The sequence below is a fragment of the Pseudomonas sp. PDM20 genome (genome assembly GCF_014852575.3).
Taxonomy (GTDB): domain Bacteria; phylum Pseudomonadota; class Gammaproteobacteria; order Pseudomonadales; family Pseudomonadaceae; genus Pseudomonas.
This window is the reverse complement of the sequence record NZ_CM181224.1, coordinates 4,161,256-4,182,624: the sequence shown is the minus strand read 5'-3', so window position 1 is coordinate 4,182,624 and position 21,369 is coordinate 4,161,256. Positions and strand designations below refer to the sequence as shown.

At 66.6% G+C, this 21,369-nt stretch carries 21 protein-coding genes and 1 pseudogene; 9 read left to right on the top strand and 13 right to left on the bottom strand.

Features of this window, described 5'->3' with window-relative positions:
* The first annotated feature begins 141 nt into the window (after window positions 1–141).
* From dnaX to recR, 3 genes are all read left to right on the top strand, one after another.
* A complete protein-coding gene (gene dnaX / locus IB261_RS19000; RefSeq protein ID WP_192381367.1) occupies window positions 142–2,313 on the top strand; it encodes a DNA polymerase III subunit gamma/tau in 2,172 nt (723 codons plus the stop codon).
* Between the two features lie 37 nt (window positions 2,314–2,350).
* Window positions 2,351–2,677, top strand: coding sequence for a YbaB/EbfC family nucleoid-associated protein (locus IB261_RS18995; protein WP_045209089.1), 327 nt, complete (start codon window positions 2,351–2,353; stop codon window positions 2,675–2,677).
* Between the two features lie 137 nt (window positions 2,678–2,814).
* Entirely contained in the window at window positions 2,815–3,414 is a 600-nt protein-coding gene (gene recR, locus IB261_RS18990; protein WP_192381368.1) for a recombination mediator RecR, read from the top strand.
* Window positions 3,415–3,479: 65 nt separating this feature from the next.
* Here the strand turns inward: recR and IB261_RS18985 are convergent, their stop codons facing one another.
* A complete protein-coding gene (locus tag IB261_RS18985) occupies window positions 3,480–3,923 on the bottom strand; it encodes a rhodanese-like domain-containing protein (RefSeq protein WP_192381369.1) in 444 nt (147 codons plus the stop codon).
* Window positions 3,924–4,016: 93 nt separating this feature from the next.
* On the opposite strand from IB261_RS18985, the gene ftrA reads away from it, so the two are divergent.
* Both ftrA and IB261_RS18975 read left to right on the top strand, forming a co-directional pair.
* Entirely contained in the window at window positions 4,017–4,985 is a 969-nt protein-coding gene (ftrA, locus tag IB261_RS18980) for a transcriptional regulator FtrA (RefSeq protein ID WP_192381370.1), read from the top strand.
* A 75-nt stretch (window positions 4,986–5,060) separates the two neighbouring features.
* The gene (locus tag IB261_RS18975) at window positions 5,061–6,209 is read left to right on the top strand and encodes an acyl-CoA dehydrogenase family protein (RefSeq protein WP_192381371.1); all 1,149 of its coding nucleotides are present in this window, start codon (window positions 5,061–5,063) and stop codon (window positions 6,207–6,209) included.
* Between the two features lie 6 nt (window positions 6,210–6,215).
* On the opposite strand, the gene IB261_RS18970 is transcribed toward IB261_RS18975, so the two are convergent.
* Together IB261_RS18970 and IB261_RS18965 are read right to left on the bottom strand one after the other, a co-directional pair.
* Window positions 6,216–7,190: an AraC family transcriptional regulator gene (locus IB261_RS18970; protein WP_192381372.1), complete on the bottom strand. Its 975-nt coding sequence runs from the start codon at window positions 7,188–7,190 to the stop codon at window positions 6,216–6,218.
* Entirely contained in the window at window positions 7,190–7,723 is a 534-nt protein-coding gene (locus IB261_RS18965) for an OsmC family protein (protein WP_192381373.1), read from the bottom strand. Before IB261_RS18965 ends, IB261_RS18970 begins: the two co-directional genes overlap by 1 nt.
* Window positions 7,724–7,906: 183 nt before the next feature.
* Between IB261_RS18965 and IB261_RS18960 the strand changes: the two genes are divergently transcribed.
* Window positions 7,907–8,179 carry a DUF4242 domain-containing protein gene (locus tag IB261_RS18960; protein ID WP_081518561.1) on the top strand — a complete coding sequence of 91 codons (273 nt, stop codon included), beginning with the start codon at window positions 7,907–7,909 and terminating at the stop codon, window positions 8,177–8,179.
* 29 nt (window positions 8,180–8,208) lie between these two features.
* A complete protein-coding gene (locus IB261_RS18955; protein WP_192381374.1) occupies window positions 8,209–9,021 on the top strand; it encodes a class I SAM-dependent methyltransferase in 813 nt (270 codons plus the stop codon).
* A 115-nt stretch (window positions 9,022–9,136) separates the two neighbouring features.
* Here IB261_RS18955 and IB261_RS18950 read toward each other — a convergent pair whose 3' ends face one another.
* Together IB261_RS18950 and IB261_RS18945 are read right to left on the bottom strand one after the other, a co-directional pair.
* Window positions 9,137–10,027, bottom strand: a complete 891-nt coding sequence (locus tag IB261_RS18950) for an SDR family NAD(P)-dependent oxidoreductase (RefSeq protein ID WP_192211028.1) — start codon at window positions 10,025–10,027, stop codon at window positions 9,137–9,139.
* Window positions 10,024–11,615 (bottom strand): annotated as a pseudogene (locus IB261_RS18945) (flavin-containing monooxygenase). Before IB261_RS18945 ends, IB261_RS18950 begins: the two are co-directional and overlap by 4 nt.
* 76 nt (window positions 11,616–11,691) lie before the next feature.
* On the opposite strand from IB261_RS18945, the gene IB261_RS18940 reads away from it, so the two are divergent.
* Together IB261_RS18940 and IB261_RS18935 are read left to right on the top strand one after the other, a co-directional pair.
* Complete coding sequence (locus IB261_RS18940; protein ID WP_151187652.1) at window positions 11,692–12,387, top strand: TetR family transcriptional regulator; 696 nt, start codon at window positions 11,692–11,694, stop codon at window positions 12,385–12,387.
* A 30-nt stretch (window positions 12,388–12,417) separates the two neighbouring features.
* The gene (locus tag IB261_RS18935) at window positions 12,418–12,813 is read left to right on the top strand and encodes a GFA family protein (protein ID WP_081518557.1); all 396 of its coding nucleotides are present in this window, start codon (window positions 12,418–12,420) and stop codon (window positions 12,811–12,813) included.
* A 281-nt stretch (window positions 12,814–13,094) separates the two neighbouring features.
* Here the strand turns inward: IB261_RS18935 and IB261_RS18930 are convergent, their stop codons facing one another.
* The 8 genes from IB261_RS18930 to IB261_RS18895 form a co-directional block, all read right to left on the bottom strand.
* Window positions 13,095–13,925, bottom strand: a complete 831-nt coding sequence (locus IB261_RS18930) for a metal-dependent hydrolase (RefSeq protein ID WP_081518556.1) — start codon at window positions 13,923–13,925, stop codon at window positions 13,095–13,097.
* Between the two features lie 275 nt (window positions 13,926–14,200).
* Entirely contained in the window at window positions 14,201–14,749 is a 549-nt protein-coding gene (locus tag IB261_RS18925) for an adenine phosphoribosyltransferase (protein ID WP_045209111.1), read from the bottom strand.
* 115 nt (window positions 14,750–14,864) lie between these two features.
* The gene (anr, locus tag IB261_RS18920; protein ID WP_024763934.1) at window positions 14,865–15,599 is read right to left on the bottom strand and encodes a transcriptional regulator Anr; all 735 of its coding nucleotides are present in this window, start codon (window positions 15,597–15,599) and stop codon (window positions 14,865–14,867) included.
* Between the two features lie 258 nt (window positions 15,600–15,857).
* Complete coding sequence (gene hemN, locus IB261_RS18915) at window positions 15,858–17,240, bottom strand: oxygen-independent coproporphyrinogen III oxidase (RefSeq protein WP_192381375.1); 1,383 nt, start codon at window positions 17,238–17,240, stop codon at window positions 15,858–15,860.
* Between the two features lie 72 nt (window positions 17,241–17,312).
* The gene (locus IB261_RS18910; protein WP_081518554.1) at window positions 17,313–18,038 is read right to left on the bottom strand and encodes a sulfite exporter TauE/SafE family protein; all 726 of its coding nucleotides are present in this window, start codon (window positions 18,036–18,038) and stop codon (window positions 17,313–17,315) included.
* On the bottom strand, window positions 18,031–18,252 hold the full coding sequence (gene ccoS, locus IB261_RS18905) for a cbb3-type cytochrome oxidase assembly protein CcoS (protein WP_081518553.1): 222 nt from the start codon (window positions 18,250–18,252) through the stop codon (window positions 18,031–18,033). The genes IB261_RS18910 and ccoS overlap by 8 nt, the downstream gene beginning before the upstream one ends.
* Before the next feature lies 1 nt (window position 18,253).
* Window positions 18,254–20,731, bottom strand: a complete 2,478-nt coding sequence (locus IB261_RS18900; protein ID WP_192381376.1) for a heavy metal translocating P-type ATPase — start codon at window positions 20,729–20,731, stop codon at window positions 18,254–18,256.
* Window positions 20,728–21,273, bottom strand: a complete 546-nt coding sequence (locus IB261_RS18895; protein ID WP_192224380.1) for a FixH family protein — start codon at window positions 21,271–21,273, stop codon at window positions 20,728–20,730. The genes IB261_RS18900 and IB261_RS18895 overlap by 4 nt, the downstream gene beginning before the upstream one ends.
* Window positions 21,274–21,369: the final 96 nt, after the last annotated feature.

Genomic DNA, 21,369 nt, shown 5'->3' with positions numbered 1-21,369 from the left:
TGATGGCAGAACGACAACACAATGCCGTGTAGCCCGGCCCTTGCCAAGATGCGATAGCGACCGGTGCGGACATCGGGTGCAATTTACGGTCCGCTTCGCTAGGATTAGCGCACTTCTGCTCACCTGTCGCGATGGATTTCAATGAGTTATCAGGTTCTTGCCCGCAAATGGCGTCCGCGCTCGTTCCGCGAAATGGTCGGCCAGACCCATGTGCTCAAGGCCCTGATCAACGCGCTGGACAACCAGCGCCTGCACCACGCCTACCTGTTCACCGGTACCCGTGGCGTGGGCAAGACCACCATTGCGCGCATCCTGGCCAAGTGCCTGAACTGCGAGACCGGCGTCAGCTCGACCCCCTGCGGGCAGTGCTCGGTGTGCCGCGAGATCGATGAAGGCCGCTTCGTCGACCTCATCGAAGTGGACGCCGCCAGCCGCACCAAGGTCGAGGACACCCGCGAGCTGCTCGACAACGTGCAGTACTCGCCGAGCCGCGGGCGCTACAAGGTCTACCTGATCGACGAAGTGCACATGCTCTCCAGCCACAGCTTCAACGCCCTGTTGAAGACCCTGGAGGAGCCGCCGCCCCACGTGAAGTTCCTGCTGGCGACTACGGACCCGCAGAAACTGCCAGTGACCATTCTGTCGCGCTGCCTGCAGTTCTCGCTGAAGAACATGCCGCCGGAGCGCGTGGTGGAGCACCTCACCCACGTCCTGGGCGCCGAGAACGTGCCGTTCGAGGACGATGCGTTGTGGCTGCTCGGTCGCGCGGCCGATGGCTCCATGCGTGACGCCATGAGCCTCACCGACCAGGCCATCGCTTTCGGCGAAGGCAAGGTGCTGGCCGCCGACGTGCGCGCCATGCTTGGCACCCTGGATCACGGGCAGGTCTATGGCGTGCTCCACGCACTGCTGGAAGGCGACGCCCGTGCGCTGCTGGAAGCCGTTCGCCACCTGGCCGAGCAAGGCCCGGACTGGGGCGGCGTGCTGGCCGAAATGCTCAACGTGCTGCACCGCGTGGCCATCGCCCAGGCGCTGCCGGAGGCCGTGGACAACGGCCAGGGCGACCGTGACCGGGTGCTGGCACTGGCCCAGGCACTGCCGGCCGAGGACGTGCAGTTCTACTACCAGATGGGCCTGATCGGCCGCCGCGACCTGCCGCTGGCGCCCGATCCCCGTGGCGGCTTCGAGATGGTGCTGCTGCGCATGCTGGCGTTCCGCCCGGCCGATGCCGACGGCGCGCCCAGGTCGCCACTAAAGGACCTGGGGATCAGCAAGGCCACGGCTGATTCCAACCCGAACCCAGTGGCCGGCGCCGCCGTTGCAGCGCCGGTTGCATCCATTGCTCCGCCGCCTGCTGCGCCAGCGCCGGTTGTTCCTGTAGCGCCGGTCGCCGAGGTTGCGCCGGCTGTTGCCGAGCCGCAGCCTCAGGTGGCTCCGGCTCCGGCTCCGGCTCCGGCTCCGGCTCCGGTGGTCGAGGCAGCGCCTGTCGCTGCTCCCGCGCCGGTTGTCGAAGCGACTCCCGCGCCGGTCGAAGTGCCGCCGCAAGTGGTCGTCGCTGCAGAGCCTGTTGCTCCGACTGTCGAGCCGCAGCCGTCCGCGGCCGAAGCGCCAGTCGACTTGCCGTGGGATGAACCCTCGGCATCGGCTGCAACTGCTCCCGCGTCTCCAGAGCCTGTTGCACCTGCACCTGCACCCGTAGCGGCAGCGCCGGCTCCTGTGCCTGCGGCTGCCCCCGTCCCGGTGGAAGCTCCCGCGCCGGTCGCGGCAGAAGCCCCGGCCGAGGACGATGATCGCGACGAAGAGCCGCCGCCCGCTGAGGAATACTACGAAGTCGACATGGAATCCTACGGCTACCTCGAGAGCGAGGCACCGCAGGAGCAGGCCGAGCCGGAACCCGAGCCCGCCGCCATGCCCGCCACCGGCCTTGCCGCCGAATGGCTGGACCTGTTCCCGCGTCTGGGCCTGGCCGGCCTCACCGCCAGCATCGGCGCCAACTGCACCCTGGTGGCGGTGGACGGCGACAACTGGCACCTGCACCTGGACCCGGGCCAGAGCGCGCTGTTCAACGCGACCCAGCAGCGTCGCCTGAACGATGCTCTGAACCAGTTCCACGGGCGTACCCTGACCCTGCAGGTCACCCAGCAGAAGCCCGAGCAGGAAACCCCGGCCCAGGCCGCCGCGCGCAAGCGCGCCGAGCGTCAGCGCCAGGCCGAGGCTTCGATTGCCGCCGACCCATATGTGCTACAGATGAAGCAACAGTTCGCCGCGGTGGTCCGCGACGGTACTATCGAACCCCTGGAGGCCAAGGCTTGAGCCTGGGCCGACGACTGAACGAATCGAGGAACTCGACATGATGAAAGGTGGCATGGCCGGCCTGATGAAGCAGGCCCAGCAGATGCAGGAAAAGATGCAGAAGATGCAGGAAGAGCTGGCCAACGCCGAAGTGACCGGTCAATCCGGCGCCGGCCTGGTGAGCGTGGTGATGACCGGTCGCCACGACGTCAAGCGCGTCTCCCTGGATGACAGCCTGATGCAGGAAGACAAGGAAATCCTCGAAGACCTGATCGCCGCCGCGGTGAACGACGCCGTGCGCAAGATCGAGCAGAACAACCAGGACAAGATGTCCGGCATGACCGCCGGCATGCAGCTCCCGCCTGGCTTCAAGATGCCTTTCTAATCCAGGCATCCCGCTGACCTGTAGGAGCGAGCTTGCTCGCGAACGCTCTACCGGCCCTTCACGGCCTGGCAGGGTTCGCGAGCAAGCTCGCTCCTACAGTCGTTCTACCCCTCCGAAAAATATCCTGAGACCGCCCCATGAGCTTCACGCCGCTGATCCGCCAACTGATCGACGCCCTGCGCACCCTGCCCGGAGTGGGGCAGAAGAGTGCCCAGCGCATGGCGCTGCAGCTGCTGGAGCGTGACCGCAGTGGCGGCCTGCGCCTGGCCCAGGCACTGACCCAGGCGATGGAGGGTGTCGGTCACTGCAAGCAGTGCCGCACCCTGTCCGAGGACGAGTTCTGCCCGCAGTGCACCGACCCGCGCCGCGACGATAGCCTGCTGTGCGTGGTCGAAGGTCCGCTGGACGTGTTCGCCGTCGAGCAGACCGGTTACCGTGGCCGCTACTTCGTGCTCAAGGGGCATCTGTCGCCGCTGGACGGCCTCGGCCCGGAAGCCATCGGCATTCCCGAGCTGGAAGCGCGAATCAAGACCGGCAATTTCAGTGAGATCATTCTCGCCACCAACCCCACGGTGGAAGGCGAGGCAACCGCCCACTACATCGCCCAGCTGCTGGGCGGCGGCGACCTGGTGCTGTCGCGCATCGCCCACGGCGTACCGTTGGGTGGCGAGCTGGAGCTGGTCGACGGCGGCACCCTGGCCCACGCCCTGGCTGGGCGCCGGCCGATCAGTAGCTGAGCCATCCAAGCACTTCCTGTACGACGAACAAGGCCGGAGCAATTCCGGCCTTGTTGCATTCGGGCTCAGCAGGCGCAGCTGATGCTTTCACCGCCTGCAAGCAACGAGTCACCTGCCACGCCGACCAGAGCCAGGCCTTCGTCCAGCCAGCCGGTCACCCCGCCGATCATCTCCTTCACCGGCAAACCCAGCGCGGCGAGCTTCGCGGCGGCGCGGTGCACGCCGTTGCAGTGCGGTCCGGCGCAGTAGACGACGAACAGGGTGCCCGGGGCGAACTGCGCCATGCGCCGGGCATCGATCTCGCGAGTCGGCAGGTTCAGTGCTCCGGGGACATGCCCACGGGCAAAAGCGGCGGCGTTGCGCACATCGAGCAGGACGAAATCCTGCTCGCCGTTCTGCAGGGCGTGGTTGACGTCGGAACAGTCGGTTTCGAAGGCCAGGCGGTGGCTGAAGTGGGCGAGGGCATCGGCGGGCAGGGCGGCGGGGAACTGGCTGACGAGGCTGGGCATGGCAAGGCTCCTGTGGAAAGTGGGAGCACTGTATGGGGCCCTGCGAATCGGCTACAGTGGCGGGCAGGACAGTGATCGGAAGTTTTCCGCCAAATGCAGCGCAATCCCCTGGAAGTCGCCGTGCTCGCCTACGACGGTCTGTGCACCTTCGAATTCGGCATCGCCGTGGAGATGTTCGGCCTGCCGCGTCCCGAGTTCGACTTCCCCTGGTACAGCCACCGCGTCGTTGCCGTCGATGAAGGGCCCATGCGTGCATTGGGCGGCATCCGCGTGCTCGCCGACGGCGGGCTGGAGTCGCTCGATACGGCAGGCACGATCATCGTGCCGGGCTGGCGTGATCGTACCGAGGCACCGTCCGCCGAGCTGGTGCAGGCACTGCGTAAGGCCCATGACGAAGGCGCGCGGCTCCTGTCGATCTGCTCCGGTGTCTTCGTCCTGGCCGCCACCGGATTGCTGGACGGCCAGCGGGCGACCACGCACTGGCGCTATGCCGAGGAGCTGGCGACGCGCTTCCCGGCCATCGAAGTCGATGCCCAGGTGCTCTATGTAGACGCCGGGCAACTGATCACTTCCGCTGGTAGCGCGGCGGGCATCGATGCCTGCCTGCACCTGGTGGCGCGGGACTTCGGTGCGCAGGTTGCCAATACCGTCGCGCGGCGCCTGGTGATGTCGCCGCAGCGCGGCGGCGGTCAGGCGCAGTTCATCCCCGCGCCGGTGGCGCAGGCGCCCCGGCATGACCTCGCAGGGCTGCTGGACTGGGCCCGGCAACGCCTGGACCGGTCGATCAGCGTCGGCGAACTGGCGAGCCGTGTGGCCATGAGTGAGCGCACCTTTCTGCGCCGCTTCAGCGAAGCGACGGGGATGACGCCCAAGGCCTGGCTGCAGCACGAGCGCATGCTGCGCGCCCGCGAATTGCTCGAAAGCAGCGCTGACAGCATCGAGCGGATCGCCGAGCGATGTGGCTTCGGCACCGTGGAAAGCTTTCGTAATGCCTTCCGTGGTGCGGCTGGCGTAGCGCCTTCGGCTTACCGCGAGCGATTCGGGACGGCACATCTGTCCTAGCCGATGGCGGGTGTCTCGCCTTGAAAACCAAGCAAGCGCTCGGTAAGTTTCAGTCAAACCGTCTGGAGCCTTGCCATGTCCGTGTTCGCCGAATACTTCGATGACAACCACCGCCTGGTCCGCGACAGCGTGCGGCGCTTCGTCGAGCGTGAAATCCTGCCCCACGTTGCCGACTGGGAGGAGGCGGAGGAGTTTCCCCGCGAGCTGTACCGCAAGGCGGGCGAGGCCGGTATCCTCGGCATCGGCTATCCCGAGGCGTTCGGCGGCAGCCACGAGGGCGACCTGTTCGCCAAGGTGGCAGCCAGCGAGGAGCTGATGCGCTGCGGCTCCGGCGGGTTGGTCGCGGGGTTGGGCTCGCTGGATATCGGCCTGCCGCCGCTGATCAAGTGGGGCCGCCCGGAGCTGCGCGAGCGCATCGCCCCGCAGGTGCTGGCCGGCGAGAAGATCATGGCACTGGCCGTCACCGAGCCGTCCGGCGGCTCCGATGTCGCCAGCCTGAAGACCCGCGCCGTGCGCGACGGTGACCACTACCGGGTCAGCGGTAGCAAGACCTTCATCACCAGCGGTGTGCGCGCCGACTACTACACCGTGGCCGTGCGCACCGGCGGCGATGGCTTCGGCGGCGTCAGCCTGCTGCTGGTGGAGAAGGGCACGCCCGGCTTCACCGTCAGCCGCAAGCTGAAGAAGATGGGCTGGTGGGCGTCGGATACCGCCGAGCTGTTCTTCGACGACTGCAAGGTGCCGGTGGAAAACCTGATCGGCGCGGAGAACATGGGCTTCGCCTGCATCATGGCGAACTTCCAGAGCGAGCGTCTGGCCCTGGCGATCATGGCCAACATGACCGCGCAGCTGGCGCTGGACGAGGCGCTGGCCTGGAGCCGCGAGCGCGAGGCGTTCGGCAAGCCGGTCGGCAAGTTCCAGGTGCTCAAGCACCGGCTGGCGGAGATGGCTACCCAGGTCGAAGTGTCCCGCGAGTTCACCTACCGCCAGGCGGCGAAGATGGCCGCCGGCAAGAGCGTGATCAAGGAAATCTCCATGGCCAAGAACTTCGCCACCGACGTGGCCGACCGGGTGACCTACGACGCGGTGCAGGTACTGGGCGGCATGGGCTACATGCGCGAGAGCCTGGTGGAGCGGCTGTACCGCGACAACCGCATTCTCTCCATTGGCGGCGGCACGCGGGAGATCATGAACGAGATCATCGCCAAGCAGATGGGGCTCTGAGCGCCCTTACATCGACGGGCGTGCGCCGGCTGCCTGGCTGCGCCGCCAGGCCGCCGGCGGGCAGCCGTATTCGCGGCGAAAGGCGCGGCTGAAGGCCGTGTCTGTCTGATAGCCGACGTCCTCGGCGATCCGCGCCAGCGGGGCGTTGCTGCCGCGCAGCAGGTTGGCGGCCAGCAGCATTCGCCACTGAGTCAGGTACTGCATTGGCGGGCAGCCCACCAGCCCGAGGAAGCGCTCGGCCAGCACTGAGCGAGAAGTACCGGCGCAGCGCGCCAGTTCCTCCAGGCTCCAGGGATGAGCCGGTGCCTTGTGCAGGGCGCCCAGGGCGCTGCCGACTATGCGGTCGTGCAGCCCGGCCAGCCAGCCGCTGCGGTCCTCGCCCTGTTCCTCCATGTACAGGCGCAGCACCTCGATGAACAACACCTCCGCCAGCTTGGCCAGTACGCCGGCACCGCCGGGACGGGGCGAGCGCGCCTCGGCCAGCGCGTAGCGCACCGAGGACTCCAGCCAGGCGCCAGCGGCCGAGCCGCGCACGTTGACCTTCACCAGCGCCGGCAGCCCGGCGAGCAGCAGCCTCGCCAGCCGTGCGTCGCAGGCGAGGTAGCCGCAGACCAGGCGCGTCGTCGCACCACCGCCGCCATAGGCCAACTGGCGCGGCCGACGGGCCAGCACCGCGTCCAGTCGTGCTCCCGTGGCCGGTGGGACGCCGGGTTGCGAGGCCATGCGATGGGCGTGGCCCTGGGGGAAGATCACTGCATCGCCGGCCACCAGCCGCACTGGCTCGGCTCGGCCCATTTCGACGAAGCATTCTCCCTCGGTGATGAGGTGGAAGATCACCACCTGTTCGGCGCCCGGCTCCAGCAGCTCGACCACCGAATCTGCCCTTGGCGATTGATAGCACCAGGGCGCGGTGAAGCGCGCATTGATGAAAATGGCGCCGACCAACCGGACTACGCGCAGGGTCTCCGACAGTGCGTCCATCAGGGGGTGCCGCTGTCGATGTCCAGGCGCACCGGTACGGCTTCGGCCAGTGCGCTGAGCATCGGGGAGACGCGCATGGCCTGCTCGACCATCTCGCGTACTTCTGCATCCGGGGCACCCGGCACGCTGATGCTGACCTGCACGTGGACGGCCAACGGGCCGGCGGGGACGTGCTGGCCATCTTCGCGGCGCAGCCCGAGCAGGCCGTGCAGGTCGGTGTCGCTGGTGACTTGCGCCTCCAGCCGCTGTGGCTGCATTCCTCGCTCGGCGGCCAGCATGGCGATGCGTGTAACGGCGCAGGAGGCCAACGCGGCGCGCAGCAGCCAGCCGGGGCTGACACGCTCGCCATCGCCACCCAGTTCCTGCGGCAGGTCGGTATGGATCAGGTTGCCGTCCGGATGACGCGTCTGCGTCTTGCCGCCGCCTTCCCAGAGCGCGGTGGCGGGGACGTCGCGGACCTGGGCGACGCCAGGCCGCTGGCGCACCAGGCGCTCCAGGCGCTGCTGGGCGGCGAGGATGCTTTGCGTGCTCATCGAGGGGCGCCTCCGGAGCGGGGTTCTCAGTCGAAGTCTGGGCGCGAAAGCGAAGCCGTGGCGGGCCGCCGGACGATCGGACAGGCAACACCGACGCTGGAGCAGGACGGCGGCCAGGCCGCGGCGCAGCATGAAGGTGCGGGATGTCGCGGTACCCGCATCAGCCCACCCATGGAGAGTGTCATGCCGAAGTTCGTCATAGAGCGCGAGATCCCCGGCGCCGGAGCCCTGACCGACCGCGATTTCCAGGCTATCGCGCAGAAGTCCTGCAAGGTCTTGAACCAGCTGGGGCCGCAGGTGCAGTGGTTGCACAGCTACGTGGTCGCAGACCGCATCTACTGCCTGTACATAGCCCCCGACGAAGCCGCCGTGCGAGAGCACGCGCGACTGGGCGGCTTCCCGGCCAATCGGATATCGCAGGTCGTCACCACCCTCGATCCGACCACCGCCGAATGAGCGCGCCTTGCCCGTCAGGAGAACCACAAATGACTACCGCTGTAGACCTCAATGCCCTGAAACAACGCCAGATGGCCACCTGGGCCAGCGGCGACTACGCCGTGATCGGCACCACCCTGCAGATCGTCGGCGAGCGCCTGGCCGAAGCCTGCGACCTGCTCTGCGACGAGCGGGTGCTGGACGTCGCCGCCGGCAACGGCAACGTCACCCTGGCCGCCGCCCGGCGCGGATGCCGGGTGATATCCACCGACTACGTGCCGCGTTTGCTGGAGCTGGGCGCCGAGCGCGCCCGTGCGGAGCATCTGGCCGTGGAGTTCCGCGAGGCCGATGCCGAGGCGCTGCCCTTCGAAGCCGGCAGCTTCGATGCGGTGGTCTCGACCTTCGGCGTGATGTTCACCCCCGACCAGGCGAAAGCCGCGTCGGAACTGGCGCGGGTCTGCCGTTCCGGCGGACGCATCGGCCTGGCCAACTGGACGCCCGAGGGCTTCATCGGCCAGGTGTTCAAGGTGCTTTCGGGTTACATCCCGCCGGCGGCGGGTGTTCGCCCGCCGTCCGCGTGGGGACGGGAGGAGCATCTGCGCGAGCTGTTCGACGGATCGATCGGCGAGTTGCGTGCGACGCGGCAGGTCTTCAACTTCCGCTATCGCTCCGCCGCGCATTTCATCGAGGTCTTCCGCGACTGGTACGGTCCATTGCACAAGGCTTTCGCCAACCTGCCGGAAGCGGATGGGAAGTTGCTGGAGCGTGATCTGACGCAGCTGCTCGAAGCGAGCAATCGCGCGGGTCCCTCGTCGCTGGTGGTGCCCAGCGAATATCTGGAGGTGGTGCTGACCCGTCGGTGATCGCTGTCCGGCAATGATCCCTGAAAAAAACGGCGCCCATCCGGGGGTAAGGGGGATGGGCGCCGGCCCGACAGGGAAAAAGGGACTCTTTGCCTGGAAACTTCAGATTGGCGCGTTACTTGGCCTCGTAACCCTCGGCGGCGGACTTGCGCTTGGGCTTGGGAGCGAAGCGCCTGGCCAGCTTCATGCTGCCGGTGACCACCTTCTGGTACCAGACCGGCAGCAGGCGCAGCATCACGTCGATGGCGTGGGCGTCCGAGCCGATCAGGATGCGCCGCGAATCGCGCTCCACGCCGCGGATGATCACCTGTGCGGCTTTCTGCGGGGTGGTGCGCAGCAACTGGTCGTTGAACTGGGTGCGCGCCGCTTCCGCGTTCTGCCCGGTGACCTTGACCATGCTGTCGTTCATGCGCGCGGTCTTGGCGATGTTGGTCTTGATCCCGCCGGGGTGCACGCAGCTGGCGGAGACACCGCCACGTTCCATGTCCAGCTCCTGGCGCAGCGATTCGGTGAAGCCGCGCACGGCGAACTTGGTGGCGTTGTAGGCGCTCATGCCAGGCTGGGAGAACAGGCCGAACACGCTGGAGACGTTGACGATGTGGCCGTCACCGGAAGCCTTCAGGTGCGGCAGGAAGGCCTTGGTGCCGTAGACCACGCCCCAGAAGTTGATGTTGGTGATCCACTCGTACTCTTCGTAGTCGCTGGCTTCCACGGTACCGGCATGGGCGACGCCGGCGTTGTTGAACACCAGGTTGACCTTGCCGTGCTCGCGGGCGGCCTTGTCGGCCCAGGCGTGCACCTGCTCGCGGTCGGCGACGTTCACCGTGTCGATGGATACCCGCACGCCGGAGGAGGAGAGCAGTTGGCGGGTTTCCTCCAGGCCTGCGGCATTCACGTCCGCCAGGGCCAGGTGGCAACCACGGGAGGCCAGTTCCACGGCCAGGGCGCGGCCGATGCCGGAGCCTGCGCCGGTGATGGCGGCGACCTTGTTCTCGAAGTTCTTCATGCCGGCACCTCCTCGGCGTGGCGTTGCGGTTGGACGACAGGGCTGCTCAGGGGTTTGGCCTTCAGATGATAGGCGCCGGGATCGAACTGGCTGGTCAGGGCGCGGAAGCGCCAGGTGAAGCCCGGCCACAGGGTGCAGTTGCGCCCGCTCACCGGGTGCAGGTACCAGCTCTTGCAGCCGCCGGTGTTCCATACGCTGTGGTTGAGGCCGCGCTGCAGCTTCTCGTTCCAGCGTTCCTGCACGTCTTCCTTCACTTCGACGCTCTGCAGCTCGCGGCGATCCATCAGCTTGATGGCGCCCAGCACGTAGGCGATCTGCGATTCGATCATGTAGACCATCGAGTTGTGGCCCAGGCCGGTGTTCGGGCCCATGAGGAAGAACAGGTTGGGGAAGCCGCGGGTCATGGTGCCCTTGTAGGCTTCCGGGCCGTTCTTCCAGGTGTCGAGCAGGTCCACGCCGTCCCGGCCGAACACCACGCCGCGCGGGATCGGGTCGTTGGCGGTGAAGCCGGTGCCGAAGATGATCGCGTCCACCTGACGCTCGCGGCCATCGCTGGTGATGATGCTGCCGGCCTTGATCTCGCGGATGCCGTCGACGATCACCGAGGAGTTGGAGGCCGCCAGCGCCGGGTAGTAGTTGTGCGACATGAGCACGCGCTTGCAGCCGATGGTGTAGTCCGGGGTCAGCTTGCGGCGCAGGTCCGGGTCCTTGATCTGCTGGCGGATGAAGCGCTCGGCCAGTTTGCCCACCAGCTTCATTGCCCAGGGTGCGAAGGTGAAGCCCAGTACACGGCCTTCGAGCATGCTGTAGAGGGCGCCGCGCCAGAGTTTCTGCACGGCCGGGAAATGGCGGAAGCGCGCGCGCTCCTTGTCGCTGATGGCACGGTCCGGCTTGGGCAGGATCCACGGCGCGGTGCGCTGGTAGAGGTCGAGCTTGGCCACCAGCGGCTGGATTTCCGGGACGAACTGGATCGCCGAGGCGCCGGTACCGATCACCGCGACGCGCTTGCCCTTGAGGTCGTAGTCATGGTCCCACTGCTGGGAATGGAAGGCCTTGCCCTGGAAGTTCTCCAGGCCCTTGAGCGCGGGGATCGAGGGGATCGACAGTGCGCCCATGCCGGAGACTACCGCCTTGGCGGTGTAGTGGTTGCCGGCGGCGTCGAACAGGTGCCAGAGCTGCTGTTCCTCGTTCCATTCGAAGCGCGCCATCTCGGTGTTGAGCAGCGTCTTGTCTTCCAGGCGGTACTTCGCCCAGCACTTCTCCAGGTACGCGCGGATTTCCGGCTGGCGGGCGAACATGCGCGTCCAGTCCGGGTTCGGCTCGAAGGAGAAGGAGTAGACGTGGGATTGCACGTCGCAGGCGCAGCCCGGGTAGTTGTTGACCCGCCAGGTGCCACCGACGCCGGCATCCTTTTCGAACAGCAGGAAGTCATTCTCGCCTTCCTGCTTCAGGCGTATCGCCATGCCCAGCCCGGAGAACCCGGTGCCGATGATGGCGACCTTGCAGTGTCTGGGGGCAGTCTTTGGTTGGGTACTCACAACCGTACTCATGGCCACGCTCCTGTTATGATTATTGCTGGCGTATACAACTGTCTACGTGATGAAATGTAGACATCTGTATACCGCAGGAACAACCAACCTTAGGTGGGGTCGGGCGCCGGACACATGGAAATCGGACAGGAAGAACGGCCAGCGGAGGCCGCCGGCAAGCGCGCGCTGATCGACGCGGCGCTGCGCCTGGCGGCCAGCCGGCGCAGCCTGAGCAGCCTCGGGCTGCGCGAGCTGGCGCGTGAAGCGGGGCTGAACCCGAATACCTTCTACCGGCACTTCGGTGACGTGGATGATCTGGGCCTGGCGATCATTCGCGACATCGCCACTCAACTGCGCCAGCCATTGCGCGACCTGCGCCGCGAGGCCGCCGAGCGCGCGCAACCGGGGGAGGGCGCGGCCAGCGTGCCTTTCGGCCTGGACCTGGAGCGTGGCCAGCGGGTGACGCGGGAGACCGTGCGGTTGTTCTTCGACTTCGTGGAAGGCAACCCGCAGGCCTTCATCATTGGTGTGCGTGAGCTGCATGGGCCGTCGCCGGTGCTGCGCGAGGCGTTGGCGCGAGTGATGGACGAGTTCGGTGAGGACATGGCCGAGGACATCCGCCAGTTCCACCTGCTGCCGGACATCGACGAGAACGAGTTGAACCAGCTGTCGCGGCTGATCAGCCGGCAATTGTTCCAGCAGTCGCTGGACTATCTCGAGTGCCCGCCGGAGCAGCGCGGGGAAGTCTGCGCCCTGGCCGAACGACAAATCCTGTTGCTCTTCACCGGTGTCGCGGTGCTGCAGACTTTCGGCATGCTCGCTAGGCTGTAAGTCTTCTTGGGTCATAGCGGGAGCGTCAGCATGTTGCCTTTGCCCCTGTTCGGCGGCTGCGCCTGCGGCGCGGTGCGCTACCGGGTGGATGCCCAGCCGGAAGAGACCGGTTACTGCCACTGCCGCATCTGCCAGAAATCCAATGCTGCGCCGGCAGTGCCCTGGGCGGTGATTCCGCTGACGGGCTTCGCGTATACCGCCGGCGAACTGGGGATGTGGCGCTCAAGCCCGGACGGCGAGCGGCGCTTCTGCGTGAAGTGCGGCACGCCGATGGAGTTCCGCGTGCGCGACGGCGAGACGGTGGGGCTCAACACCGTGACCCTGGATGAGCCGGAGCTGATCGAGCCGCAGTGTCATGTCTGGTGTTCGTCGCAGCTTTCGTGGTTCGACACGGTGGATGATCTGCCGCGGAGGCAGGAGGGTTGAGTGTAGGAGCGCGCGCGATCGCGGGCATGGCACGCTCCTACGAGATAGCTCTGTGCTCGGGCCAGCCCTCACCCTAACCCTCTCCCAGGGGGAGAGGGGACCGTTCGGTGCAGGATGAAACCTTGGCGTCAGTCGGCTCGGACTGCCCCCTCTCCCTGAGGGAGAGGGATGGGGTGAGGGGGAAGCGCAGGCGCGGAGTTCCAGAAAAAGACAGTTGCTCCCACAGAGTGTGAAATGAAAACGCCAGGCGATTGCCTGGCGTTTTCGTGGGTACGCGACGGTCAGCCAGCGAAATCCAGCGTTTCCTTCCAGCGGGTTTCCAGCGCCTTGGTGTCATGGTCGAAGGGGTGGAAGCCGGGGCGGAAATAGTCCAGCCACGGGCGGATCAGGTTGACGAAGTAGCCGCGGCGCGGGTGCAGCAGTACGCCCAGGCCATGTTTCCAGCTGCGCCAGTTGAACAGCTGGCCGTCGCGGCGCAGCAGGTTGATCTGGAAGCCGGCGATGACGCCGAGGAAGATCCCGGTGGTCAGCAGCATCACCGCGGTGCGGGTGAAGTAGCCGCCATAGACCTGCTGGTAGACGTCGTAGGCCACCGCCTTGTGCTCGTTTTCCTCGACGGCGTGCCACATCCACAGCTTGTACATCTTGTCGGACTTCATCTGGCTGCTCAGGTCTTCACGCTTGAGCAACTGCTCGGCCATGGTCGCGGTGAAGTGTTCCAGGGCGCAGGTGATCGCCAGCTGGTGCTTCTTGGTGGTGACCTTGCTGATGGATTCGAGCAGCACCTTGATGCGCAGCTCCAGGGTTTCCAGGTCGATGCCGTGCTCGTCGGCGTACTCGTTGTAGGCCGCGTGCTCCTTGGAGTGCATGGCTTCCTGGCCGATGAAGGCGCTGACGTCCTTCTGCAGTTGCGGGTCCTGGATGCGCTCGCGCACGGCGCGCACGCTGTCGACGAAGAACTTTTCGCCATAGGGGAACAGTGAGGACAGGTTGTTCATGAAGTGGGTCATGAAGGGTTGCCCGTCCCACCAGTATTTCGGCGTTTCGCTGAAGCTGAAATCCATGCGGCGGACCGGGAAATTGGCGCGGATCGGCGTGGTGCTGGCGTTCATGACTAACTCCTTCTTGTTGTGCGGGAGGGCGCGCGCGGCAGGGGCGGCGACCCAGGCAAGCCCTGTCGTTAGTTCGCTATGCCACCTCGTAATGTGTCATTAGCTGATGTCATGTTCGGAGTCTTGTCGGACAATCGAAAGGTCATATGTGGCCGTGGCGGGGTCGAATCAGGCCAAGCGGGTCACGACCAGCCATTGGATGGGGCGTCTGAGCGGTGGGGAGGGCGGAAACGAAAACGGGCGCCGAAGCGCCCGTGTTTACCGACAGCGGTCTGTCACTGCTCGTCGAGGGCGAAGGCAGTCAGGCTGTAGGTGGGGATCTGTGCGTCATTGAGCTTGGTCGAACCGCCCAGCTCCGGCAGATCGATGATCGCGGCGGCCTCGAACACGCTGGCGCCCATCCGGCGTACCAGTTGCGCGGCGGCCAGCAGGGTACCGCCGGTGGCGATCAGGTCATCGAAGATCAGCACGCTGTCGCCTTCGCACAGGCTGTCGGCGTGGACTTCCAACAGGGCTTCGCCGTACTCGGTCTCGTAGGCCTGGGCCAGCACGTCAGCCGGCAGCTTGCCACGCTTGCGGAACAGCACCAGGGGCTTGTTCAGCTCGTAGGCGATGATCGAACCGATCAGGAAGCCGCGCGCATCCATGGCGCCGATGTGGGTGAAGTCGGCCTCGACATAACGCTGGATGAAGCTGTCGGCGACGAAGCGCAGGGCTCGCGGCGACTGGAACAGCGGGGTGATGTCGCGGAACATGACGCCGGGCTTGGGAAAGTCGGGAACGGCACGGATCACGGACTTCAGGTCGAGTTGGTTGAGGATCATGCTGGATGTGCACCTGATGCGGTTTTTGCAGAGGCCAAAGTATAACGGGCCCGCCAGTCGGCGAGCCCGTTTTCGATGACTGGAAAGTCAACCAATGGGTCAGCTTTCGTGTCTGTCAGCTTTCCAGCTGGCCGCCGGCCAGTGCGCACAGCTCGATGGAGTCGAGGATGTGCACTTCCTTGCCTTCGGCGGCGATCAGGCCGTTCTGCTGGAAGCGGGTGAACACGCGGGAGACGGTTTCCACCGCCAGGCCCAGGTAGTTGCCGATCTCGTTGCGCGACATGGCCAGGCGGAACTGTTGGGCCGAGAAGCCACGGGCGCGGAAGCGCGCGGAGAGGTTCACCAGGAAGGTGGCGATGCGCTCGTCGGCGGTCTTCTTCGACAGCAGCATCATCATCTGCTGGTCGTCGCGGATTTCACGGCTCATCACGCGCAGCAGCTGGCGGCGCAGTTGCGGCAGTTGCTCGGACAGCTCGTCCAGGCGTTCGAAGGGAATCTCGCAGACCGACGTGGTTTCCAGGGCCTGGGCCGATACCGGGTAGCTCTCGGTGTCCATGCCGGACAGGCCGACCAGTTCGCTGGGCAGGTGGAAGCCGGTGATTTGCTCCTCGCCGCCGTCGGTGATGCTGAAGGTTTTCAGGGCGCCGGAGCGCACGGCGAAGACAGAGCCGAAGGCATCGCCCTGGCGGAACAGGAACTCGCCCTTTTTCAGTGGGCGGCCGCGTTTGACGATTTCATCGAGAGCGTCCATGTCGCTGTGGTTGAGCGACAGGGGCAGGCAGAGGGGAGCCAGGCTGCAATCCTTGCAGTGCGCCTGGGGCAGGGCGCGCACTTTGATGGTTTCGGCCATGAGTGTTCCTTGAATGGGATGGCACACAAAAACCAAGGGTACCGCAGACCGCAAGTCGCGCGCCAGTTGGCGACCTGTCTGAATCGCTGGTTCCAGCGACGGGGATGAGGGTTTCGTAGGGGTTGGAGCGGTCTCGAATCCTTTCGAAAAGTGCCGGTTCAGGGCTGTTCCTACACCCTGGGATGAAGGACATATCCTGTAGCAAAGGGTGCGACAGTTGGCCCCGTACCGTCGGTCGTGCGAAGGGGAACCCGCGGGTCAGATGACCCGCGAGAAGCGTTGCAGGTTCTGCATCGGCAGGTAGCGGTCGAACAGCATGCACAGGGAGCGAACCAGCAGCCGGCCGGAGGCGCTGACATCGATGCCGCGTGGGCCGAGGCTGATCAGGCCGTCGCGGGCGAAGCGTTCGAGGTCGTCCCAGATTTCCACGAAATAGCCACGGAAATCGATGTTGTAGAGGTCCTCGATGTCCTCGAAGTCCAGCTGGAAATGGCAGATCAGCTGCTGGATCACCGCGCGGCGGATCAGGTCGTCCTTGTTGCAGTGCAGGCCCCGGCGAGTGGCGAGCTGGCCCTGGTCGAGGGTGTTCTGGTAGTCGGCGATGTCATTGCTGTTCTGGCAGTAGAGGTCGCCGATCTGGCTGATCGAGGAAACCCCGAGGCCCACCAGGTCGCAGTGACCGTGGGTGGTATAGCCCTGGAAGTTGCGTTGCAGGGTGCCGTCTTCCTGGGCCATGGCCAGTTCGTCGTCCGGCAGGGCGAAGTGGTCCATGCCGATGTAGCGGTACCCGGCGGCTTCCAGTTGCTCGGTGGTGCGTTGCAGCATCTCCAGTTTCTGTCCGGGGGAGGGCAGGTCCTCGGCCTTGATCCGCCGCTGCGGCGGGAAGCGTTCGGGGAGGTGTGCGTAGTTGAACACGGACAATCTGTTGGGCTGCAGGGCGATGACCTGCTCGACGGTGCGGGCGAAGGTGTCCGGGGTCTGCCGGGGCAGGCCGTAGATCAGGTCGATGTTGATCGAGCGGAATTGCAGCGTGCGCGCCGCGTCGATGATGGCGCGGGTCTCGTCGAGGCTTTGCAGGCGGTTGATCGCCTGCTGCACTTCCAGGTTGAAGTCCTGCACGCCAATGCTGGCGCGGTTGAAGCCCAGTTCGCGGAGCAGGCCCATGGTCGACCAGTCGGCCTCGCGCGGGTCGATCTCGATGCCGTAATCGCCGAAGTCGCCCTCGACGAAGTGGAAATGGGTGCGCAATTGCGCCATCAGCTCGCGCAACTGGCCGGGGCTCAGGAAGGTCGGGGTACCTCCACCGAAATGCAGCTGCTCGACTTGCTGCTGGCGACCCAGGTGACGGCTGACGATCTCGATTTCATGGATGAGACGGGCGAGGTAGGGGGCGCTGCGGCCACGATCCTTGGTGATGACCTTGTTGCAGGCGCAGTAGTAGCAGATGTTCGCGCAGAACGGGACGTGCACGTAGAGCGAGAGCGGGCGCTGCGCCTTCTGGCTATCGCGCAGCGCGTGCAGCAGGTCGAAGGGTCCGACTCCTTCGTGGAACTGCACGGCTGTGGGATAGGAGGTGTAGCGCGGGCCGGCCAGATCGTATCGGCGTATCAGATCTGCGTCCCAGCGAATATTGTCGAGCATGCCGATGTTCCCCGGTGGCGAGCTTTTCCTGCGCAGTCTAGGGAGAGTCCGACAGAGGCCTGTTGACCTGTATCAAGCGGCTTTATGGTGGGGAGTGGCGGCGCTGGCGTGCATGTCGTGGCCCATGATCCAGGCCTGGTGCGGGCCGGGGAGGGTCCACAGGCCAAAGAGGATCACCAGGATACCGCCGGCCATGCGTACGCTGCGTTTGCGCAACAGGGCGGTGATGCGCTCGGCGGCGAGCCCGGTGGCGAGCAGTACCGGCCAGGTGCCCAGGCCGAAGGCGAGCATCAGCAGGGCGCTGTCCACCGCCGAGCCCTGGCTGGTGGCCCAGAGCAGGGTGCTGTAGACCAGGCCGCAGGGCAGCCAGCCCCAGAGCGCGCCGAGCAGTAGTGCGCGCGGCAGCGTAGCCACCGGCAGCAGACGGCTGGCAAAGGGCTGTATGTGCTTCCACAGGCCGCGGCCCAGGGCTTCGATGCGGGTCAGGCCGCTCCACCAGCCGGCCAGGTACAGGCCCATGGCGATCAGCAGCAGGCCGGCGATCACCCGCAGCGCCGAGGCGAACGGCGTACGCGCGACGGCCCAGCCGGCGAGGCCGAGCAGAAGGCCGGCACAGGCGTAGCTGAGGATGCGGCCGAGGTTGTAGGCCAGCAGCAGGCGCAGGCGGCGCCCACGCTGCTCTGGCGGAATGGCCATGGTCAGCGCACCCATCAGGCCGCCGCACATGCCCAGGCAGTGACCGCCGCCGAGCAGGCCGAGGATCAGCGCAGACGCCAGCAGCGGCGCCAGGTCAGGCATCGCGCTTGTCCTGCTTCTGGCTGGCGTGCGCGTCGTCACCCTCGGCTTCGTCGATGCCAGCCTGGTGCCTGGGATCTTCGTCGTCGAACAGGATGCTGTGGGCCGGCCCGTCCAGGTCGTCGTACTGGCCGCTGTTCACCGCCCAGAAGAAGATCGCGATGCAGATGCCGACGATTACCACCGCGACCGGGATCATGATGTAGAGAGCGGGCATTTCAACTCCGTGGCAGCGCCTGCGCCGCTTGCGGGGCGACGGGCAGGGCAGTGGACGCTGGGGGGGCGCCGGCGCCCTTGGGCAGCCGTGTCAGGCGCAGGGCGTTGAGCACCACGGTCAGCGAACTGATCGACATGCCCACCGCGGCCCACACGGGCGTGATCCAGCCGAGGGCGGCGAAGGGCAGCATGAGCCCATTGTACAGCCCCGCCCAGATCAGGTTCTCGATGATTACCCGGCGAGTGCGACGGGCCAGGCCGAAGGCCTGTACCACGCTGTCCAGGCGATTGGAAAGCAGCACCGCGTCGGCGCTGGTCTTGGCGAGATCCGTGGCTGAGCCCATGGCGACGCTGATGTCGGCGGCGGCCAGTACCGGCACGTCGTTCACGCCGTCGCCCAGCATCAGCACGCGGCGGCCTTGCTGATGCAGCTGGCGCAGCACTTCGAGCTTGTCGTCCGGGCGCAGGCCGCCGCGGCAGTCGTCGATGCCCAATTCGGCGGCAACGCGGCCGACCATGGGCGAACTGTCGCCGGACAGCAGCAGGGTGCGCCAGCCGCGGGCACGACAGGCGTCGAGCAGGTCGGCGGCGTCATCGCGGATGCGGTCGTCCAGCACCAGCCACGCGAGGGCACCGCTTTCATCGCCCAGCAGCAACCACTGGCCGGGTTCCTGCGGGTGTTCGGGCGCGACGCTGCCGCTGAGGGCACAGACGAAGGACGGTTCGCCAATGCGCAGGCGACGCTCGCTGACCACGCCTTCCAGGCCCAGGCCGGGATGGCTCTCGACACTCTCGGCGGGCTGCGGCGCACGGCCGAAGGCGCGGGCGATGGGGTGTTCGGAGCGGTTCTCCAGCGCGGCGGCCAGGGCCAGACAGGCATCGCTGTCCAGCGCGCCCATCGGCCTTACTGCACGCAGCGTCAGGCGGCCTTCGGTAAGGGTGCCGGTCTTGTCGAAGATGACCGTGTCGATGTGGTTCAGGCCCTCCAGCACGTGGCCGCGGGTCACCAGCAGGCCGAGCTTGTGCAGGCTGCCGGTAGCGGCGGTCAGCGCGGTGGGCGTGGCCAGGGATAGCGCGCAGGGGCAGGTCGCCACCAGCATCGCCAGGACCACCCAGAAGGCGCGGGAAGCGTCGTGCTGCCACCAGAACAGGCCGACCACGGCGGCGAGCACCAGCAGGGCGACGAGGAACCATTGCGCGGCCTTGTCGGCCAGTTCGGCCAGGCGTGGCTTGTCCGACTGGGCGCGTTCGAGCAGGCGGACGATGGCGGACAGCCGGCTGTCGCCGCCCAGCGCCTTGACCTGCACGGTCAGCGGGCCTTCGACGTTGAGGGTGCCGCCGGTGACGCTGTCGCCGCTCTGGCGCGCCTGCGGCAGGTATTCGCCGGTGAGCAGGGACTCATCGACGCTGGACTGGCCCGCGAGGATCAGGCCGTCGGCCGGGATCACCGCGCCGGGCTGCACCAGCACGCGGTCGCCGACGTTCAGTTCACTGAGCAGCACGCGGCTTCCCTGGCCACTCTCATCCAGGCGCAGGCAGGACGCGGGCAACAGGTTGACCAGCTGCGCGGTGGCGGCAGCGGTGCGTTCGCGGGCGCGGCGTTCGAGGTAGCGGCCGGCGAGCAGGAACAGGGCGAACATGCCCACGGCGTCGAAGTACAGGTCGCCATGGCCGGTGACAGCGGTCCAGATGCCGGCCAGGTAGGCGCCGCCGATGGCCAGGGACACCGAGACATCCATGGTCAAGTGGCGGGTGCGCAGGTCGCGCACGGCGCCGCGGAAGAACGGCTGGCAGGAGTAGAAGACGATGGGCGTGGTGAGGAACATCGCCACCCAGCGCAGGATCTCGTGCAGCTCGGGGCTCAGGTCAATGTTGAATTCCGGCCAGGTGGCCATGGTTGCCATCATTGCCTGGAACCACAGGAGGCCGGCGACACCCAGCTGGCGCAGGGACTTGCGGTTTTCCTGGTGCAGCTGCTCGGCGGCGCGGTCCGGTTGGAACGGGTGGGCGGCGTAGCCGATCCTGCGCAGCTCGGCGAGCAGTTCGCTCAGCGGTAGCTCGCTGTCGGACCAGCGCACATGCAGGCGGTGATTGGACAGGTTGAGGCCGGCCTCGGCGACGGCGGGCAGGCCCTTGAGGTGCTTCTCGATCAGCCAGCCGCAGGCGGCGCAGCTGATGCCTTCCATGATCAGCGTGGTCTCGGCCAGTTCGCCCTGGTGCTGGACGAAGGGCTGCTGCACCTCGGGGCGGTCGAACAGCCTCAGCTCGTCGGCGAGCTGTTCGGGGAGGGCATCGGGGTTGGGCGCGGCTTCGGTGCGGTGACGGTAGTAGCCTTCCAGGCCGCCGGCCACAATGGCCTCGGCCACGGCCTGGCAGCCGGGGCAGCAGAATTCGCGGGGCTCGCCCAGGACGGGTGCAACGAAGCGGCTGCCGGGGGGAACCGGCAGCGCGCAGTGGTAACAGAGCAGCGCGGCGCTCATGGGCGCTCGGCTTCATCTCCGCTGAGGGGCTCGTCGCCGAGGTCGAAGGAGCCGCCGGGTGCGACTTTCTCTTCCTCGAACAGACGCCAGGTCTTGCCGTTCTCCTCGCCGAGCAGCTCGACGAAGCGACGACCCTTCACGGCGGCATCCAGGCTGGCGGTGTAGCGGCCCGGCTCGGCTGGGCTGGCGCGCAGCTCCAGGTGCTTGTCCTGCGACTCCAGGGTGGGGGAGAGCAGGTTCAGGGTGAGCGTGGCCGGGCGGCTGTTGCCGGTGAGGCGCAGGTCTACTTCGCCGGTCAGTTCGTCGAAGCTGATCCTGGCGCGCAGCTTGAGTTCCTGGGCCAGGTGCTCGCGGTCGAGGGAACGGTTGATGCCCTTGCCGGCTTCGTAATAGTTGTCGCTGACCAGGGAGTCCTGGTTGTTCACGGCGATGTTGACCATCGTCAGGCTGAGGGCGATCGAGGTGGCCAGCATGGCGATGATGATCCACGGCCAGAGGTGCTTGTACCAGGGTTCCACGGGCGTTTTCATGGCCGATTGCATGGTCTTTTTTCTCTCGCTGGCAGTGCCGCAGGGGCGCTGCCCGGTGAAGGGGCGGGCGAAATTCTACGTGCTTCGTTCGGTACTGGCACCCCATGC

Excerpts from the sequence above, each read along its gene's own strand:
- dnaX (WP_192381367.1), top strand. The coding sequence starts at position 142 with ATGAGTTATCAGGTTCTTGCCCGCAAATGGCGTCCGCGCTCGTTCCGC.
- IB261_RS18995 (WP_045209089.1), top strand. The coding sequence starts at position 2,351 with ATGATGAAAGGTGGCATGGCCGGCCTGATGAAGCAGGCCCAGCAGATG.
- recR (WP_192381368.1), top strand. The coding sequence starts at position 2,815 with ATGAGCTTCACGCCGCTGATCCGCCAACTGATCGACGCCCTGCGCACC.
- IB261_RS18985 (WP_192381369.1), bottom strand. The coding sequence starts at position 3,923 with ATGCCCAGCCTCGTCAGCCAGTTCCCCGCCGCCCTGCCCGCCGATGCC.
- ftrA (WP_192381370.1), top strand. The coding sequence starts at position 4,017 with ATGCAGCGCAATCCCCTGGAAGTCGCCGTGCTCGCCTACGACGGTCTG.
- IB261_RS18975 (WP_192381371.1), top strand. The coding sequence starts at position 5,061 with ATGTCCGTGTTCGCCGAATACTTCGATGACAACCACCGCCTGGTCCGC.
- IB261_RS18970 (WP_192381372.1), bottom strand. The coding sequence starts at position 7,190 with ATGGACGCACTGTCGGAGACCCTGCGCGTAGTCCGGTTGGTCGGCGCC.
- IB261_RS18965 (WP_192381373.1), bottom strand. The coding sequence starts at position 7,723 with ATGAGCACGCAAAGCATCCTCGCCGCCCAGCAGCGCCTGGAGCGCCTG.
- IB261_RS18960 (WP_081518561.1), top strand. The coding sequence starts at position 7,907 with ATGCCGAAGTTCGTCATAGAGCGCGAGATCCCCGGCGCCGGAGCCCTG.
- IB261_RS18955 (WP_192381374.1), top strand. The coding sequence starts at position 8,209 with ATGACTACCGCTGTAGACCTCAATGCCCTGAAACAACGCCAGATGGCC.
- IB261_RS18950 (WP_192211028.1), bottom strand. The coding sequence starts at position 10,027 with ATGAAGAACTTCGAGAACAAGGTCGCCGCCATCACCGGCGCAGGCTCC.
- IB261_RS18940 (WP_151187652.1), top strand. The coding sequence starts at position 11,692 with ATGGAAATCGGACAGGAAGAACGGCCAGCGGAGGCCGCCGGCAAGCGC.
- IB261_RS18935 (WP_081518557.1), top strand. The coding sequence starts at position 12,418 with ATGTTGCCTTTGCCCCTGTTCGGCGGCTGCGCCTGCGGCGCGGTGCGC.
- IB261_RS18930 (WP_081518556.1), bottom strand. The coding sequence starts at position 13,925 with ATGAACGCCAGCACCACGCCGATCCGCGCCAATTTCCCGGTCCGCCGC.
- IB261_RS18925 (WP_045209111.1), bottom strand. The coding sequence starts at position 14,749 with ATGATCCTCAACCAACTCGACCTGAAGTCCGTGATCCGTGCCGTTCCC.
- anr (WP_024763934.1), bottom strand. The coding sequence starts at position 15,599 with ATGGCCGAAACCATCAAAGTGCGCGCCCTGCCCCAGGCGCACTGCAAG.
- hemN (WP_192381375.1), bottom strand. The coding sequence starts at position 17,240 with ATGCTCGACAATATTCGCTGGGACGCAGATCTGATACGCCGATACGAT.
- IB261_RS18910 (WP_081518554.1), bottom strand. The coding sequence starts at position 18,038 with ATGCCTGACCTGGCGCCGCTGCTGGCGTCTGCGCTGATCCTCGGCCTG.
- ccoS (WP_081518553.1), bottom strand. The coding sequence starts at position 18,252 with ATGCCCGCTCTCTACATCATGATCCCGGTCGCGGTGGTAATCGTCGGC.
- IB261_RS18900 (WP_192381376.1), bottom strand. The coding sequence starts at position 20,731 with ATGAGCGCCGCGCTGCTCTGTTACCACTGCGCGCTGCCGGTTCCCCCC.
- IB261_RS18895 (WP_192224380.1), bottom strand. The coding sequence starts at position 21,273 with ATGCAATCGGCCATGAAAACGCCCGTGGAACCCTGGTACAAGCACCTC.